The sequence below is a fragment of the Nonomuraea insulae genome, assembly GCF_042656245.1.
This window is the reverse complement of the sequence record NZ_JBHSPA010000126.1, coordinates 1-15,668: the sequence shown is the minus strand read 5'-3', so window position 1 is coordinate 15,668 and position 15,668 is coordinate 1. Positions and strand designations below refer to the sequence as shown.

Genomic DNA, 15,668 nt, shown 5'->3' with positions numbered 1-15,668 from the left:
CTCACCCGGTCATGGTTTTCCTTCTGCTCGTCAGCCAGGACGCCAGCCAGAGGAGCAGGCCGATCGCCAGCAGCACCCCCGCGATCTCGTACTGCCCGGCCGGGCGTCCTGAGGACCACGGCAGGACGAGGTAGAGGCAGGTGATGGTGCCGAGCACGGGCAGGACGCGGCCCGCCTTGAAGTGCTCCACCCCCGTGTCGTCCCTGCGCAGGACGAGGACGGACACGTTGACGAACGCGAAGACCGCGAGCAGGAGCAGCGACGTCGTCCCGCCCAGCAACGACACGACCGGGCTCTCCGGGTCCAGCGAGAGGAACGAGATGAGGCCGATGGCGATGATGGTGGTGAACACGATCGCCGCGTGCGGGGTGCGGCGGGTGAGGTGCACCTTGGCCAGGAAGGGCGGCAGCACGCCCTGCTTGCTCATCCCGTACAGGAGCCGGCTGGCCATCAGCATGTTGATCAGCGCGGAGTTCGCGACGGCGAACATCGAGATGAACGGCAGCAGGTCCGCGATCGGCACGCCGGGGGCGGCGGTCTGCACCACCGTCACCAGGGGTGTCTCGCTCTCGGCGAGCTTTCCGACGGGGACCACGGCCACGGCGCAGATGGAGATGAGCACGTAGATCAGCCCGGTGATGCCGAGCCCGGTGAACATCATGCGCGGGAAGATCCGGGACGGTTCCTTCGTCTCCTCCGCCATGTTGACGGAGTCCTCGAACCCGACCATGGCGAAGAAGGCCAGCGACGTCGCGGCGCTGATCGCCAGGAACACGCTCTTGTCGGAGGGGGTCTCGAAGGCGACGACGCGGGAGAAGTCCGCCTGGCCGCCGAGGATGAAGTACATGCTGAGCACGATGACCAGGAGCAACCCCGACAGCTCGACCGCGGTGAGCACGACGTTGATCTTGACGCTCTCGCCGACGCCGCGCAGGTTGACGGCCAGGATCAGGAGCATGAACAGCACGGCGATCAGCAGGATGACGCCGTTGCCCACGTCGAGGCCGAATCCGGCGGCGAGGTTCGCGGCGAAGGCCCGCGATGCCGCAGAGGCCGAGGTGATGCCCGAGCACATCACCGCGAAGCACACGAGGAAGGTCAGGATGTGTTTGCCGAATGCCTTATGTACGTAAAGGGCAGCTCCCGCCGCCTCCGGATATTTCGTAACGAGTTCGAGGTATGAGCACGCCGTGATCAGGGCGACGATGAAGGCGATGGCGAAGGGCAGCCAGGCGGCGCCACCCACCTCGCCGGCGACCTCGCCGGTCAGCGCGTAGACACCGGTTCCGAGAATGTCGCCGACGATGAACAGCAGCAACAGGCCGGGGCCCATCACCCGCTTCAGACTGGGCTGGCCGCTTTCCGCCTCGGCAGGACTGGGGGGACTGACTTGAGCCATGGGGGTGGTCCTTGTCGTGCATCAGCCGTGAGGCCGCATGGGCAGGAGGAACGTCCCGAACTCGGCCGGCCGGGCCCTGCGCGGCAGGGCGGCCACGTGATCTCGACCATCATCCTGACACTTTACGATCCTGGACCGTCATCCGTGAATACGTCGTCACGCAGAGTCGGCGATCACGGGCGCCCTCCCCGCGAGCTCGTCTAGTTACGGGAACATATGCCGCGCCGATATCGCGGCCTAATATCGCGAATGCGCGGCACGTGAGGGGAGATGTCCGTTGACGTGAGCGATCAGGCGATCGATCTCGGCCGGGCCGTGACGAGCAGGAAACGGGTGATCCGCGGAATCCTGCCGGTCCGGCTCCTCATGGCGTATCTCGCGGCGACGGCGGTGTCGGTCATCAGCACGCCGTTCTCCGGTCACGGCCCACTCGTCTACGTGATCGTGGCTGTCGCCGTGGCTGTCATCGCGGCAGTCGCCGCGGCCGTCTGGGCGGGGCGCGAGCTGCGCCGGGGCGGTGTTCTGGCCGCCCGCGTCACGCTGGCCGCGGCCGTTCTCGCGCTTCTCGTCTTCCTGTTATCCGGATTTGGGATCGCCCTACCAGGTGAGGGCGGCGAATTCACCGCCGGCTTCATGATCGGGATCGGCGAACTGGCCGTGACCAGCCTCGACAACCCGTTCGGCGCCGGCCCGAGCCCGGCCGTGTCGCTGCTGAACACCTTTCTGCTCGTCACCGCCTTCAACGCCTCCGGCCTCGGCCAGGCGATGCGGGAGGTGCGGTGGCTGCGCCTGCTCAGGTGGCCGATCCTGGTGGTCGTGGCCATCGTGGCGAGCTCCACGATCTCGTCCGTGGTGTCCACGCTCGTCAAGAACGGCGTGCCGATCGAGGTGATCGGCGCCATCGTGGTCCTCCCGGTGGTGGCCCTGTCGGGGCGGGCCGCCGCCGAGGTGGTGTTCCCGGCATCCGGCGATGACCTTCCGCCCGGATGGGCGCCGAGCACGGCGCCGCCCCGACGCCGGCTCTTCACCGGGCGGCACGTGCTCGTCGTCCTGCCGCTCTGGCTGCTCGCGCTGGCCGCCGGCCTCATCGTGCTCCTCGCGGAGATGAACAAGAACTCGTCGTATATGATCCCCGGCGCCACGGCACGTGTGGCGTCCCTGAGCGGTGCGGTTCTGGTGCTGCAGGTGGTGGTGTCGCTCATCGGCCTCCAGGCGTACACGCTGGGCCGTCGCCACGCGGCGCTTCGCGCGGTGGACCAGCGGGAGCGTGACGCCCGGCCGTGGCTGCTGTACCTGCGCTCGTTCAGGGACGACAAGCTGAGGGTCTACACCCATATGTCGCCGCGGCACTCGCTTCTCGAACGTCTGCTGGCCTTCCGGCGTGAGCGGTTCGAGCTCATGTTGACCTGGCATCTGTGGCGATTCGGACCCGTCGTCGCGGTCGGGCGGCCGGGCGAACGGCTCGCCCAGCTCGGCGCGGCCAGGGAGTACCTCCCGGCCGGCACCTGGCAGGCGGAGATCGAGGACCGGATCCTGAACGCTTCGGCGATCGTCGTCGTCCTCGGCCGTACCGAGGGGCTGGCCTGGGAGCTGCGGACGATCGAGCGGCTCGCCGCCGCGGACAAGATGATGATCGTGGTGCCGCCGCTCCGTGAGGCCGAGCTCGAACGGCGCTGGGACGCCTTCAACGAGATAGGCGGGAGCGCCGGCTGGCCACCGGTCCCGGCCGCGGCCCGCCGTCACGCGCTGGTCGTCACGCTGAGCCGTGCGGAGTCCGTCACGCTGAGCCGTGCGGAGTCCGCCACGCTGAGCCGTACGGAGCCCATCACGCCGGGCGACTGGAGGGTGCTCCTGGGGAAGTGGCGTGACGAGTGGCACTACGAGGTGGCGATCGACGCGGCGCTGGGCCGCCGGGCGATCCGCGCGCCCGCCCCATCCCGCAGGCGGGACCGCTGGCGCGGTCGCGCGGCGTGGATCACGGTGTTGTCGTGCGCGCTGGTTCTCGCCGGCGTCGCCGGCGGCTCCCGGCGGATCCTCGAAGGGCATGAGCTGGCCCCCGGGATGTGCCTGTCCGTGCCGTCCGAGGAAGTCACACGCGACCAGCCTCAACTGGCCCTGCGGTACGAGGTGCGCCCCTGCGGGAGCGAGCACGGCTACGAGGTGGTCTCGCACCACGTCGTCACCTTCGACGCCTTCCCCGGGCAGGCCGCGGTCGACGCCGGGGCTGACCGGCTGTGTGCCGCCGCGTTCCAGACCTACATCGGGATACCGCACCAGCAGTCCGGGCTGGATCTGCGCTACCTGACACCGACCAGGGAGTCCTGGCTGGTCGGCGACGAGGACATCGTCTGCCTCGTACGGGACCCGGCGGGACCGAACACGGTGCCGCTCCAGGGCAGCCGTCGTTGATGTTTCGGGTATAACGCGAAACTTTCACCCGCCTGATGTGAGCCTGACTAGGCGGTTGACCAGGGTGCCATGCCGTCATGTCCATCACTGCCGTACAGGAATCGTTGACAGCTTGACGAAACCAGGCCGATACTTTCGTCACTTCACCGATACTTTCGCCCCCCAGCCCAGCCTTCACGAGGAGGTAGTACGCACATGAACGGCGCCCCCGCCCATCCGCCGAGCCATGGACGCGTCAGGAAGCTCATCGCCCGCGTCAGCGCCATGGTCGTAGCGCTGATCATGGCCTTGGTGATGCCGCCCGGCATCGCCCACGCGGCCATAACCACCAACCAGACGGGCACCAACAACGGCTACTTCTATTCGTTCTGGACCGACAGCCAGGGCTCGGTCTCCATGGACCTGGGATCCGGTGGAAATTACAGCACCTCATGGCGCAACACCGGGAACTTCGTCGCCGGAAAAGGCTGGAATCCCGGCAGTCGCAGGACCGTGAACTATTCAGGCAGCTTCAACCCGTCCGGCAATGCCTATCTGACCCTCTACGGGTGGACGAGAAATCCGCTCGTGGAGTATTACATCGTCGACAACTGGGGCACCTATCGGCCCACGGGCACGTACAAGGGCACGGTCACCAGCGACGGCGGCACGTACGACGTCTACCAGACGACCCGCTACAACGCCCCCTCCATCGAGGGCAACAAGACCTTCAACCAGTATTGGAGCGTCCGCCAGTCGAAGAAGACGGGCGGAACCATCACCGCCGGCAACCACTTCGACGCCTGGGCCCGTTATGGAATGAACCTGGGCAGCCATGACTACATGATTCTCGCGACAGAGGGATATCAGAGCAGCGGCAGCTCCAACATCACCGTGGACGGCACCGGCGGCGGTGGCGGGGGCGGCGGTGGTGGTGGTGGCGGCGGTGGCTGCACCGCGACGTTGTCCGCCGGTCAGAGCTGGAGCGACCGGTACAACCTCAACGTCTCGGTCAGCGGTTCGAGCAACTGGACCGTGACCATGAACGTGCCGTCCCCGGCGAAGATCATCGCGAGCTGGAACATCAGCGCCACCTATCCCAGCACCCAGGTGCTGACCGCCCGGCCCAACGGCAACGGCAACAACTGGGGGGTGACGATCCAGCACGGCGGCAACACGACCTGGCCGACGGTCTCCTGCAGCGCGAGCTGATCCCTGGGGGCGGCGGCCCATGACCGCCACGCCATCGTTACGCTGGTCAGCTCTGCCGTAGCGATCCGAACGGTTGGTCATGCAGCTCCGTTATGGAATGAACCCCCATCAAGCGCCCGCCTCGGCCACTCCTGTCGGGCGGGCGCTGCCGTTCGAGGTCCTGTCGGGCCGGCCCGGATACATCAACCTGCTCGACGCGCTGAACGCCTGGCAGCTCGTGCGGGTGGCCTCCGCGGCCACGGGGGAGGTCGCCGCGACCTCGTTCAAGCACGTCTCGCCCGCCGGAGTCGCGCTGCCCGGCGAGGTTCCCGCCTTCATGCTCGACGCCTACGACGTGGGTGGGCACGACTTCTCCGAGGCGGCGAGCGCCTGCTTCCGCGCCCGCTCCTCCGACCCGCGCTCCTCCTTCGGCGACTTCATCGCGCTCTCGGCCGAGGTGGACGAGTCGGCCGCCCGGCTGATCAGGAAGGTCGTCTCCGACGGGATCATCGCTCCCGGCTTCTCCCCGCGCGCGCTGGAGCTCCTGCGGGAGAAGAAGAAGGGCGCCTACCTCATCCTCCAGGCCGACCCCGCCTACGAGCCTCCGGCGGAGGAGTCGCGTGAGGTGTTCGGCGTGCGCCTGACCCAGGCCCGTGGCGACGCCCCCATCGACCCCGGCGCCGAGCTGGGCGAGGTCGTCTCCGGGAAACTGTCGTCCCGGGCGCGGCGCGACCTGCTGCTCGGCATCGCGACCGCGAGGTTCACGCAGTCCAACTCCGTCGTCTACGCACGCGACGGCCTCGTCATGGGCATCGGGGCCGGGCAGCAGTCACGCATCGACTGCACCAGGCTGGCGGGGGAGAAGGCGGCCAACTGGTGGCTCATCCAGCACCCGCGCGTGCTCGCCGCGGGCGCGGGGGAGAGCCCTCAGACGCGGATCAACGAGCTGTACGCCGCGGCTGCCCGGCTCGGTGCGCCGGAGCGGGCCGAATGGCTGGCCGCGTTCACGGACCTGGCGCTGGTCTCCGACGGCTACCTTCCCTTCGCGGACAACGTGCTGGAGGCGTCAGGACGGGGTGTGACCGCCATCGCCGCCCCGGCGGGCTCGATTCGCGACGACGCCGTGACCGAGGCCTGCCGGAAGCTGGAGATGACGCTCGTCCACACCGCCCACCGCTATTTCCACCACTGAGCCGATCGGGCCCTGGAGGCGTCCAGGTGGGTGCGCATGGCCGCGGCGGCGCCCAGCGCGTCGCCGGCGGAGATCGCGTCCCGGATCTTGTGATGCTCGCCGAGCACCCGGTCCACGTGGCCGGGGTCGTGTTCGTCCCCGGCGTACGGCCGGGTGATCGCGCCGGGGCCGAGCGCGTCGAGCAGGTCGAGGTAGAAGCGGTTGCCGGTGGCGACGGCGACGGCGCGGTGGAAGGCGAAGTCGGCCTCGACCGCGTCGCCCGCGCTGCCCCGGACCGTGGCCATGCGGCGCAGCGCGGCGTCGATGGCGGCCAGGGTGGCGGGCGTGCGGCGGGCGGCGGCGAGGGCCGCGGACTCCACCTCGATCCCGCGCCGCAGTTCGAGCAGGTGCAGCCGGTCCTCCAGGTTCCGCACGGTGCCGATGGAGCGCGTGAAGTCCTGCGCCGCGGGCCTGGCCAGGACGAACGACCCGCGTCCCCGCCGCGTCTCGACCAGCCCCGCCGCGCGCAACCGTGAGATCGCCTCGCGTACGACGGTGCGGCTGACCCCGAACCGGCCGGCGAGCTCCCCCTCGGAGGGCAGCAGCTCACCAGGCCGCCAGGTCCCGTGCCCGATGCCGGCCCTGAGCTCGCCCTCCACCCGGTCGGCGAGGCTGGCGCCGTGATCGTCAGTCATCGCTCCGCTCCAAGGCTCCGTGATCGTCAGTCATGGCTCCGCTCCAGGGTGCCGTGATCGTCAGTCATCGCTCTGCTCCAGGGCGCTGGGAAGCAGGGTCCGCAGCGCGGGCCGCCAGCCCGGCATACGGTCGGGAAAGCTGCGTTCGAGCACATCGAGCATGATCGCCACTGAGGCCGAGGCGCCGGGAGAGGCGCCGAGCAGGGCCGCCAGGCCGCCGGGGGCCGGCGTCACGACCTCGGTCCCGAACCCCGCGATCGACCCCCTGCCGTTCACCCGCTTGACCACCTGCACCCGCTGACCCGCGGTGATGACCTCCCAGTCGGCCGCCCGCGCGTCCGGGACGAACCGCCGCAGCGCCCGCATCCGGCCGCTCCGGGTCTGCGCCACCTGGCCCACGAGGTAACGCAGGAGATCGAGGTTGCCGCGTGCCGCGTCCAGGAGTGTGCCGGCGTTGTGGCGGGTCACCGACCGTGGCAGGTCGGTGAGGCGGCCACGCTTGAGGAAGCGCGGCGAGAACGCGGCGAAGGGGCCGAACATGAGGTACGCGCGGCCGTCCACGACCCGGGTGTCCAGGTGCGGCACCGACAACGACGGGGCGCCGGGCTCGGCGTGGCTGTAGACCTTCGCGTGGTGGCGGGCGATCAGTTCGGGGTCGGCGGTGCGGAGGAACCGCCCGCTGATGGGGAAGGCGCCGTACGCCCGGGTCTCGGGTACGCCGGCGCTCTGGAGCAGGGGCAACGTTCCTCCGCCCGCGCCGAGGAACACGAACGAACCGCCTACGCCGTAGTCGCGCGAGCGATCCCGTACGAGCAGCCGCCAGGACCGGTCGCCCCGGCGCAGGGCGCGCACCTCGTGGCCCCGCCGCACCTCGACGCCGTCGCGCTCCAGGGCCGCGAAGAGCCGCCGGGTGAGCACCCCGTAGTCGACGTCGGTGCCTCCCCGCGTACGGCAGAGCGCGACCTGCTCGCCCGCGGGGCGATCGCCGAACATCAGCGGCAGCCACCGCGCCATGACGTCCCGGTCGCGGGTGAACTCCATCCCGTCGAACAGCGGATGCCCGCGCAGGGCCTCGTGGCGGAGGCGAAGGTGCTCCACCCCGGCGGCGCCGTGGGCGAAGCTGAAGTGGGGGACCGGGCGGATGAAGTCCGCGGGCTCGCCGAGCGCCCCCTCCTCGGCCAGCCGCGCCCACAACCGCCGCGACAGCCGGAACTGCTCGTTGACGGTGATGGCGCTGCTGACGTCGATCGAGCCGGCGCCGGTGAGCGGGGTGTAGTTGAACTCGCAGAGCCCCGCGTGGCCGGTGCCCGCGTTGTTCCACGCCGACGAACTCTCCTGGCCGAGCCCGTCCAGCCGTTCCAGCACGAGGATCGACCAGCCGGGCTGCGCCCGGCGCAGCAGCACACCGAGGGTGGCGCTCATGATCCCGCCGCCGACCAGCACCACGTCGTAGTCCGTGGCGATCACGTGACGTCTCCTTACGGCGGGCAACATGTATGACAGGACTCTAGCCTGTATGACAGGTTGCTTCGCCCCGAGGCTATTCGGAGCCGTTGCGAACGATCTACCTGGGAGCGGGCACACCTAGGACCCTCGGGAGTGGGGGACCGACATGTGTGGCATCGCCGGATGGGTGGACTTCGACCGCGACCTGCGCCAGGAGCGGGAGACCGCGCAGGCCATGACGGACACCATGGCCTGCCGCGGGCCCGACGACGAAGGGCTCTGGACGGCGCCGCACGCGGCCATCGGCCACCGCAGGCTCGCCATCATCGACCTCGCCGGCGGCCGTCAGCCGATGGTCGCCGGCGACGCCGTCCTCACCTACAGCGGCGAGGTGTACAACTTCGAAGAGCTCCGCGCGGAGCTGTCGGCCCTCGGCCACGACTTCCGCACGCGCAGCGACACCGAGGCCGTGCTGCACGCCTACCTCGAATGGGGGGAGAACCTGGCGGAGCACCTCAACGGCATGTACGCCTTCGCCATCTGGGACTCCCGGGCGGAACACCTGGTTCTCGTCCGCGACCGCATGGGCATCAAGCCGCTGTACTACTACCCCACCCAGAACGGCGTGCTGTTCGGCTCGGAGCCCAAGGCCATCCTCGCCAACCCGCTCGCCCGCCGCGTGCTCGACGCCGACGGCCTGCGCGAGCTGATGTCGTTCGTCAAGACCCCCGAACACGCCGTCTTCACCGGCATGTACGAGGTGCGCCCCGGCCAGGTCGTCCACGTGAGCCGCGACGGCCTGCGCAAACGCCGCTACTGGCAGCTCGACTCCCACGAACACCCCGACGACATCCCCCAGACCGTCAAGACCGTACGCGAACTGCTCGACGACATCGTCGCCCGCCAGCTCATCAGCGACGTGCCTCTGTGCGCCCTGCTCTCCGGCGGCCTGGACTCCAGCGCGATCACCGCCCTGGCCGCCAAGCAGCTGCGCGAGCAGAACCTGGGCACCGTACGCTCGTTCTCCGTCGACTTCGCCGGCTACACCGAGAACTTCAAACCGGACCTCACCCGCTCGACCCCCGACACGCCCTACGTGCACGAGCTGGCCCGTCACGCCCGCGCCGACCACACCGACATCGTGCTCGACTCCGGCGAGCTGATGGACCCGGGGGTGCGCTCGGCCGTGCTGCGGGCCCGCGACCTGCCGATGGGCATCGGGGACATGGACAGCTCGCTGTACCTGCTGTTCAAGGCCATCCGCGGCCACTCCACCGTGGCGCTGTCGGGGGAGTCGGCCGACGAGGTGTTCGGCGGCTACCGGTGGTTCCACGAGCGCGAGGCGGTCGAGGCCGACACCTTCCCCTGGCTCGCCATCCCGGGGGCCAGCGCCCACATCGGCGCGGAGCGGCTGCTCAAGGACGACCTCGGGCACGACCTCGACCTGGCCGGCTACCGCGACGAGCGCTACCGGCAGGCCCTCGCCGAGGTGCCGCACCTGCCGGGCGAGAGCGGTCACGAGCGGCGCATGCGTGAGGTCAGTTACCTGCACCTGACCCGGTTCGTCCAGATCCTGCTCGACCGCAAGGACCGGATGAGCATGGCCGTGGGGCTGGAGGTGCGGGTGCCGTTCTGCGACCACCGCCTGGTGGAGTACGTCTTCAACGCCCCCTGGTCGCAGAAGACGTTCGACGGCCGCGAGAAGAGCCTGCTCAGGGCCGCCGCGGCGGACCTGCTGCCCGAGGGCATCCTGCAGCGCGTCAAGAGCCCGTACCCGGCCACCCAGGACCCCGCCTACGACCGCGCCCTGCACGACCAGGCCCGCGCCCTGCTCCAGCAGGGCGACTCACCGGCCGCCCAGTTGATCGACTGGGACAAGGCCCGCGCCACCGTCGAACAACCCCCCGGCCCCTCGACCCGCACGGCGCTGGAACGTCTGCTGCAACTCGACCAATGGCTGCGCCGGTACGAGGTCGAACTCGCACTCTGAACCGGCAGCCGTTCCAGGGCCGGCCGGCGCAGGAGAAGGTCATCGCGGCCAACCGTCCTGTGGTCGAACGGCTGGCCACTCTCCAGAAGACGCGTTACGAGAACGCGGTGAAGCTCCTGCCTTGACCGTCCCGAACCCCTTGATCATCCCGAACTTACGGGGCGGGATGATCCGTGACGTAGACCGGCACGCCGACCTTGGTCGTGTCGGCCGCCTCGCCCACGCCGTTGACGACGTGGTCGATCGTTCCCGCGCTGAGGTTGACCGTCATGATGTGGTGCAGCCTGACGCCCGGGGTCTCCGGAACCTCGAAGCCGTTCTCGGTGTGGATCTCCGGGTTGTTCTGGTTGAAGACGTACACCCCGGCTCCGTACAGGTTGTGCCTTCGCACGCGGTCGCCGACCTTGTAGCCGGCCCAGCCCTCCACGTCGCCGTTCATCCAGTCGGCCTGCGTCGGCGGGTCGTACGGCAGCTCGTTCTGGTAGAGGATCGTCGTGCCGTCCTCGCCGTTCCAGACGGTGTTGTAGCGCTGGAAGTGCTCGACGAACAGGCCGGTCGCGGTCACGTGGTCGCCGTTGATGACGGCGCCGTTGCGGCCGATGTTGGTGTTCCAGCGCTGGGTGTCGGTGAAGCCCTCTACGCCGTGGTCGGCGCGCCACACCCAGGTGTGGTCGATGAGCACGTTGTCGCTGTTGACCTCCAGCGCGGTCTCGGTCCTGCCGATGTGCGGGCCGCCGACGCGGAAGTACACGTCGGACAGGGTCGTCGGGTTGTCCGCCGGGCCTCGGCTCCTGCCGTGCTGCCTGCCCACCCTCAGCAGGACCGGCGACTTCTGGAGGCCGGCGTCGATGGTCACGCCGGCGACGACGACACCGGGCACGTCGGCGACGTCGATCGGGGTCGAGCCGTGGACGGCGGTGAGCGTGGCGTGCCCGAGGCCGAGGACGACCGTGTTCTGGCGCTTGATCTCGATGCTCCGCGCGATGTCGTACACGCCGGGCGTGAGCAGCAGGTTCTTGCCCCGCGCGAGCTGGTTGTTGATGACCTGCACCGGGTCCGACGGCCTGGCGACGAAGAAGTCGGTGAGCGGGATCGTCCGGCCGGGCGTCATGCCGCCGGCCCAGGAGACGCCGCGGGTGCCCTTGCGGGCAGCGGGCACGCGGACCTGGTACCTGCCGCGCGCGTCGGTGTACAGGTAGGGCTTCTCCCGGCTGACGGGGGTGGTGTCGAGCGTCGTGTACGGCGGGTTCGGGAAGGCGGCGTCGTCCGGCGCGCCGACGACGCCGGAGAAGACCTGGTTCCAGACGCCGTTCGACCAGCCGGCGACCTCGCTGTCACGGGTCAGCCACTGCTGCTGCGAGCCGTTCGTCACGGCCGGCAGCCTGGAGTCGGCGATGAAGCCGCCGCTGGCGTACTGGGGGCCGGCGGTGCAGTAGTCCATGAGCGACAGGTTGCCGCCGCTGATGTTGAGCCGGCGCAGCGACACCGCCTGGGAGACGGCCCAGAAGTTCGCCGTCGACCGGCAGCCGTCCTGGCCGGCCGCGTTGACGTTGATCGACAGGTTGGACAACGTCCGCCAGAAGTTGACGAGCGCCAGGCAGTTGCCGGTTCCGCCGTCGGCCAGGCAGCGGTTGTAGACCTCGACCTTGCCGTTGATGACGACATCGGTGGGCGAGGCGCCCAGGCCGGCGATCTCGGTGTAGTAGCCGACCTTGATCTGCAGCGGGTGCTCGGTGGTGCCGTACGTGCCGGGCTTGAACAGGTAGGCGTGGCGGGTGGTGCCCATCTCGTTGTCGACCTGGGCGGCGTGGGCGGCGTCGAGGGTGGACTGGATGTCGGCGACGGGCATGCCGGGGTCGAAGACGGTGACGTTGGGGCCGAGGCCGGGGGTGGCGGTGGTGGCGGTGGCGGGCGTTCCGGCCGATAAGACGGCGGTCGCCAGCACGAGACCGAACGTGAACGCCCGTCCCGGACGGCGCCTCTGGGTTGTCATACAGGTGGTCCTTTCCCGCAGCCTGAGAGAGCGCTCTCTCGATGGGTTAACGCGTTTGTACCGCGTGAACCGGTCCGATCACAAGCCTCAGGAATCCCCGTTGACCGCCGAACGCAGCACCCCGACCACCACGGCCAGCTCGGCCAGCAGGCCCGACACGGTCGTCCGGTCGCCGCCGTTGATCGACACCATGCGCAGCTCCTCCGGCTTCGGGAGCCGCTCCATGATCTCCGGCAGCGAGTCGATCAGCTTGGCCTGCAGGCTCGACGGCGTCTGCTGGTTGTCGATCTCGGCCCGCAGCCGCGTACGCTCCACGTCGAGCAGCGCCCGCTCGTGATCGGCCAGCGTCCTGGAACGCGCCAGCTCCAGCTCACCGTCGAGCTCCAGGCGCTTGAGCTCCTGCTCCCGCTCGACCCTGAGCCTGCCCGTCTCGGCCTCCTCCGCGTGCCGCTCGCGCTCCATCCGCAGCGCGTGCCGGGTCGTCTCCGTCTCCAGCTCCGCCACCGCCCTGGAGTCGTCGTGCGTGCGCTGGGTACGCCGCAGGCGCTCGGCCACCTCGGTGTCGAACTGCCAGGCGTCGTTGCGGGCCCGCAACTCGGCCAGCTCCCGTTCGTACTCCAGGCGCTGGGTCTCCTTGAGGCGTTCCGCGGCCATCTCGCGCTGGCCGATGGCCTCCTCGGACCGCAGCTCCGCCAGGCGGGCGACCTGCCCCTGCTCGGCCCGGTACGGCTTCTGCAGGTTCTCCCACAGGCGTGAGGAGCTGACCACGGCCTCCTTGATCTGCACGGTGACGATCCGCAGGCCCAGGCCCTGGTCGCTGTTGTCCTCGCCCTCGGCCACCGCCCGCAGGCGCGCCGTCAGCTCCTCGATGATGGGTTGTTTGTCGCTCAGGACGTCGCGGATGCCCATCGTGGCCACCTTGTCCTTGATGGCGGCCTCGGCCTGCTCCCTCAGCTGGAGGTTGACCAGGCGCATGGGGTCCTGGAGGTCGGCGAAGTCCAGTTTGCGGTAGGCGGTTGGGAAGGAGTGGATCCCCCACTGCACGTAGCCCTGCACCAAGACCCCCTGCAGTTCCTGGCAGACGCAGTAGGCGTTGATCAGGATGGTCTGGGTGGCGCCGGGGACCACCAGGAAGGAGTCGGTGGAGGGGTTGTAGCGGAAGGAGACGCCGAGGCCGATGTGCAGCGGCTCCTGGCGGCCTCGGCGGGTGTGGACCACGTAGGCGTTCGGCGGGACCAGGACGTTCTTCCAGCGCCAGAAACCGGTGATCCGGATGTCCACCGGGCCGGGGGAGGGCCTGTCGGGGAGCGGGGCGCTCAGGGCTCGATCGCGTTTGGCCAGTGGCGACGGCGCGAGCGGGGGCTCGCCCGGGATGCGGCGAGCCCTGAGGTCGTCCTCCAGCACCGCCTGCTGTGCGACGACCTGCTCCAGATAGGCGTTGCCCTTGCCAGGGGTGCTCATCGTGACCTCCGACTCACCTGCCGAATGCGGATGAGTCTCGCCTACGCCGCCGAGCCCCCGCAACCGTGCGTTTACGGGTTACCGGAGCGGCCGATCGCGGAGGTGCGGAACTCGACGGACGCCCCGGTGGCGTCGGAGATCACCGAGCGGATGTCGTACCTGAAGGTGGGCCGGCAGCCGCACTTGCGCCGATCGTCGCTTACTGTGCAATTCGGGGGAACGCCGCGGGACAATGTCCGGGCCAGTGCCGGGGGATCACGGAGGATGGACGTCGGGTATGAGCACGCAGACGCAGGAGAATCTCGGCCCCTACCGGGTGGTCGGGAAGATCGGCGAGGGCGGCATGGGGGTCGTCCACCTCGGTCTCGACGGTGCGGGTCGTGAAGTGGCGATCAAGGTGCTGCACCCGCATGTGGCAGCCGACCTCAAGGCGCGCGACCGGCTGTTCCGCGAGGTGGAGACCATGCGGCGGGTGCGCAGCCGCTACGTGGCCGAGGTGATCGACGCCGAGCTGACCGGCGGGCGGCCCTACGTGGTGACCAGGTTCGCCGCGGGCCGCACGCTGGAGGACGCCGTGCTGACCCACGGCCCGCTGGAGGCGCGCGAGGTCGTCAGGCTCGCCGAGGGGCTCTGCCAGGCGCTGGTGGACGTGCACGCGGCCGGGGTGATCCACCGGGACCTCAAGCCGTCCAACGTCATGCTGGTCGGCGGCGAGCCGCTGGTCATCGACTTCGGCATCGCGCATCTGGTGAACGCGGCCAGGCTGACGCAGAGCGGGATGTTCGTCGGCACGCCGGGCTACCTGGCGCCGGAGATCATCCGTGCCTCGCAGATCACCCAGGCGGCCGACGTGCACGCGCTGGCCTCGACGGTGTTCTTCGCCGCCACGGGGCTGCCGCCGTTCGGCTCGGGGACGTTCGAGGCGGTCTGCTTCAACACCATGGAGGGGCGCTCCCAGATCGACAAGGCGCCGGCCTGGCTGCGCGACTGGCTGAGCCACGCGCTGCAGGTCGATCCGGCCGCCCGGCCCAGCGCGCGGGAGCTGCTGCGGATGGCCAGGACGCTCGATCCCGGCACCAGGAAGGCCGGCGGGACGCTGACCATGGACGTGGTCTCCGACCTGCTGCCTCCGGTCGAATACGCCCGCAGGCGCCAGGAGGGGGAGCGGCCGGCGCCGACCGTCCAGGCCGATCGGCCGCGGGAGCGCCCCCAGGCCCCCAAGGAGCCCTTCGACCTGCGGCGGTTCCTGGCCGGCCCCGATTTCGTCGGGGTGCTGCTGGTCGTGACGCTGATGGCGTTCACCGTCATGATGCCGGTCGCCGTGGGGCTGGTGGCGGCGGCGCTCTCGCTGGCGTTGCGCGCCGGCGACTACTTCCTCGCCGAGACCAGGCCGGCGCCGTCCAGAGCCGCACTCGTGGCGGGGGGCCATCTGATCCTCTCGCTGGCGTTCGGCATCGCCGCCGCGGCCTTGTTGCACGCGGCCGGCCGGTTGAACGGCAGCCACGCGGAGTCCCTGGCCGCGGGCGCTTTCACGATGGGGCTGTTCGTGCTGCCCGGCGCGGGCGCGGCACGGCGGACCGCCTCGAACGCCCTCGCCCGGATCCTGCCCCGCCGGCGGGCGACCGTGGTGTCGGTGGCCGTGATGGGGCCGATCGCGCTGACGTCGGTGATCGTGGCGCTGGTTCAGCTGGCCTGAGGCCGGCTTACGCAAACCGACGCACCGGGAGCGCAAGTCTTGCGGCTACTTGCGCTCGCCGGACGTTGCCGCTTGCGTGCTGTCACAATTCGCCAGCCGCCCAGCTCACGGGCATACGCAGGGGAAAGATACTCAAACTCGCACGAGCCGCAGTTATTTCTTTGCGCAATCTCGTCGAAATATTGCGGCAATCTGCTCGGCATCTTATGGTTCGGCCATCCGCCTTACCCGAAGGGCC

10 protein-coding genes are annotated in these 15,668 nt (G+C 69.7%); 5 read left to right on the top strand and 5 right to left on the bottom strand.

Annotated features, from left to right (window positions below):
- Window position 1 precedes the first annotated feature (1 nt).
- Window positions 2-1,399, bottom strand: coding sequence for an APC family permease (locus ACFPZ3_RS67355; RefSeq protein ID WP_379524834.1), 1,398 nt, complete (start codon window positions 1,397-1,399; stop codon window positions 2-4).
- Window positions 1,400-1,669: 270 nt separating this feature from the next.
- Here ACFPZ3_RS67355 and ACFPZ3_RS67350 point away from each other — a divergent pair, with 270 nt between their 5' ends.
- The 3 genes from ACFPZ3_RS67350 (at window position 1,670) to ACFPZ3_RS67340 (ending at window position 6,170) form a co-directional block, all read left to right on the top strand.
- Window positions 1,670-3,808 (top strand): septum formation family protein, encoded by a 2,139-nt coding sequence (locus tag ACFPZ3_RS67350; protein ID WP_379524833.1) that lies wholly within the window; start codon window positions 1,670-1,672, stop codon window positions 3,806-3,808.
- 195 nt (window positions 3,809-4,003) lie between these two features.
- Window positions 4,004-4,999: a glycoside hydrolase family 11 protein gene (locus ACFPZ3_RS67345; protein ID WP_379524832.1), complete on the top strand. Its 996-nt coding sequence runs from the start codon at window positions 4,004-4,006 to the stop codon at window positions 4,997-4,999.
- A 79-nt stretch (window positions 5,000-5,078) separates the two neighbouring features.
- Window positions 5,079-6,170, top strand: a complete 1,092-nt coding sequence (locus ACFPZ3_RS67340) for a phosphoribosylaminoimidazolecarboxamide formyltransferase (protein WP_379524831.1) — start codon at window positions 5,079-5,081, stop codon at window positions 6,168-6,170.
- Here ACFPZ3_RS67340 and ACFPZ3_RS67335 read toward each other — a convergent pair.
- Together ACFPZ3_RS67335 and mqo are read right to left on the bottom strand one after the other, a co-directional pair.
- Complete coding sequence (locus ACFPZ3_RS67335) at window positions 6,155-6,844, bottom strand: FadR/GntR family transcriptional regulator (protein ID WP_379524830.1); 690 nt, start codon at window positions 6,842-6,844, stop codon at window positions 6,155-6,157. The two genes, ACFPZ3_RS67340 and ACFPZ3_RS67335, sit on opposite strands and share 16 nt — an antisense overlap.
- A 60-nt stretch (window positions 6,845-6,904) precedes the next feature.
- Window positions 6,905-8,311 (bottom strand): malate dehydrogenase (quinone), encoded by a 1,407-nt coding sequence (mqo, locus tag ACFPZ3_RS67330; protein ID WP_379524829.1) that lies wholly within the window; start codon window positions 8,309-8,311, stop codon window positions 6,905-6,907.
- 145 nt (window positions 8,312-8,456) lie between these two features.
- Between mqo and asnB the strand changes: the two genes are divergently transcribed.
- Window positions 8,457-10,280: an asparagine synthase (glutamine-hydrolyzing) gene (gene asnB / locus ACFPZ3_RS67325; RefSeq protein WP_379524828.1), complete on the top strand. Its 1,824-nt coding sequence runs from the start codon at window positions 8,457-8,459 to the stop codon at window positions 10,278-10,280.
- A gap of 154 nt (window positions 10,281-10,434) precedes the next feature.
- On the opposite strand, the gene ACFPZ3_RS67320 is transcribed toward asnB, so the two are convergent.
- Together ACFPZ3_RS67320 and ACFPZ3_RS67315 are read right to left on the bottom strand one after the other, a co-directional pair.
- A complete protein-coding gene (locus ACFPZ3_RS67320; protein ID WP_379524827.1) occupies window positions 10,435-12,273 on the bottom strand; it encodes an adenylyl cyclase in 1,839 nt (612 codons plus the stop codon).
- Between the two features lie 87 nt (window positions 12,274-12,360).
- On the bottom strand, window positions 12,361-13,734 hold the full coding sequence (locus ACFPZ3_RS67315) for an SPFH domain-containing protein (protein ID WP_379524826.1): 1,374 nt from the start codon (window positions 13,732-13,734) through the stop codon (window positions 12,361-12,363).
- Window positions 13,735-14,011: 277 nt separating this feature from the next.
- On the opposite strand from ACFPZ3_RS67315, the gene ACFPZ3_RS67310 reads away from it, so the two are divergent.
- Window positions 14,012-15,430, top strand: a complete 1,419-nt coding sequence (locus tag ACFPZ3_RS67310) for a serine/threonine-protein kinase (RefSeq protein WP_379524825.1) — start codon at window positions 14,012-14,014, stop codon at window positions 15,428-15,430.
- Window positions 15,431-15,668 lie beyond the last annotated feature (238 nt).

Excerpts from the sequence above, each read along its gene's own strand:
- ACFPZ3_RS67335 (WP_379524830.1), bottom strand. The coding sequence starts at position 6,844 with ATGACTGACGATCACGGCGCCAGCCTCGCCGACCGGGTGGAGGGCGAG.
- ACFPZ3_RS67315 (WP_379524826.1), bottom strand. The coding sequence starts at position 13,734 with ATGAGCACCCCTGGCAAGGGCAACGCCTATCTGGAGCAGGTCGTCGCA.
- asnB (WP_379524828.1), top strand. The coding sequence starts at position 8,457 with ATGTGTGGCATCGCCGGATGGGTGGACTTCGACCGCGACCTGCGCCAG.
- ACFPZ3_RS67355 (WP_379524834.1), bottom strand. The coding sequence starts at position 1,399 with ATGGCTCAAGTCAGTCCCCCCAGTCCTGCCGAGGCGGAAAGCGGCCAG.
- ACFPZ3_RS67350 (WP_379524833.1), top strand. The coding sequence starts at position 1,670 with ATGTCCGTTGACGTGAGCGATCAGGCGATCGATCTCGGCCGGGCCGTG.
- ACFPZ3_RS67340 (WP_379524831.1), top strand. The coding sequence starts at position 5,079 with ATGCAGCTCCGTTATGGAATGAACCCCCATCAAGCGCCCGCCTCGGCC.
- ACFPZ3_RS67345 (WP_379524832.1), top strand. The coding sequence starts at position 4,004 with ATGAACGGCGCCCCCGCCCATCCGCCGAGCCATGGACGCGTCAGGAAG.
- ACFPZ3_RS67320 (WP_379524827.1), bottom strand. The coding sequence starts at position 12,273 with ATGACAACCCAGAGGCGCCGTCCGGGACGGGCGTTCACGTTCGGTCTC.
- ACFPZ3_RS67310 (WP_379524825.1), top strand. The coding sequence starts at position 14,012 with ATGAGCACGCAGACGCAGGAGAATCTCGGCCCCTACCGGGTGGTCGGG.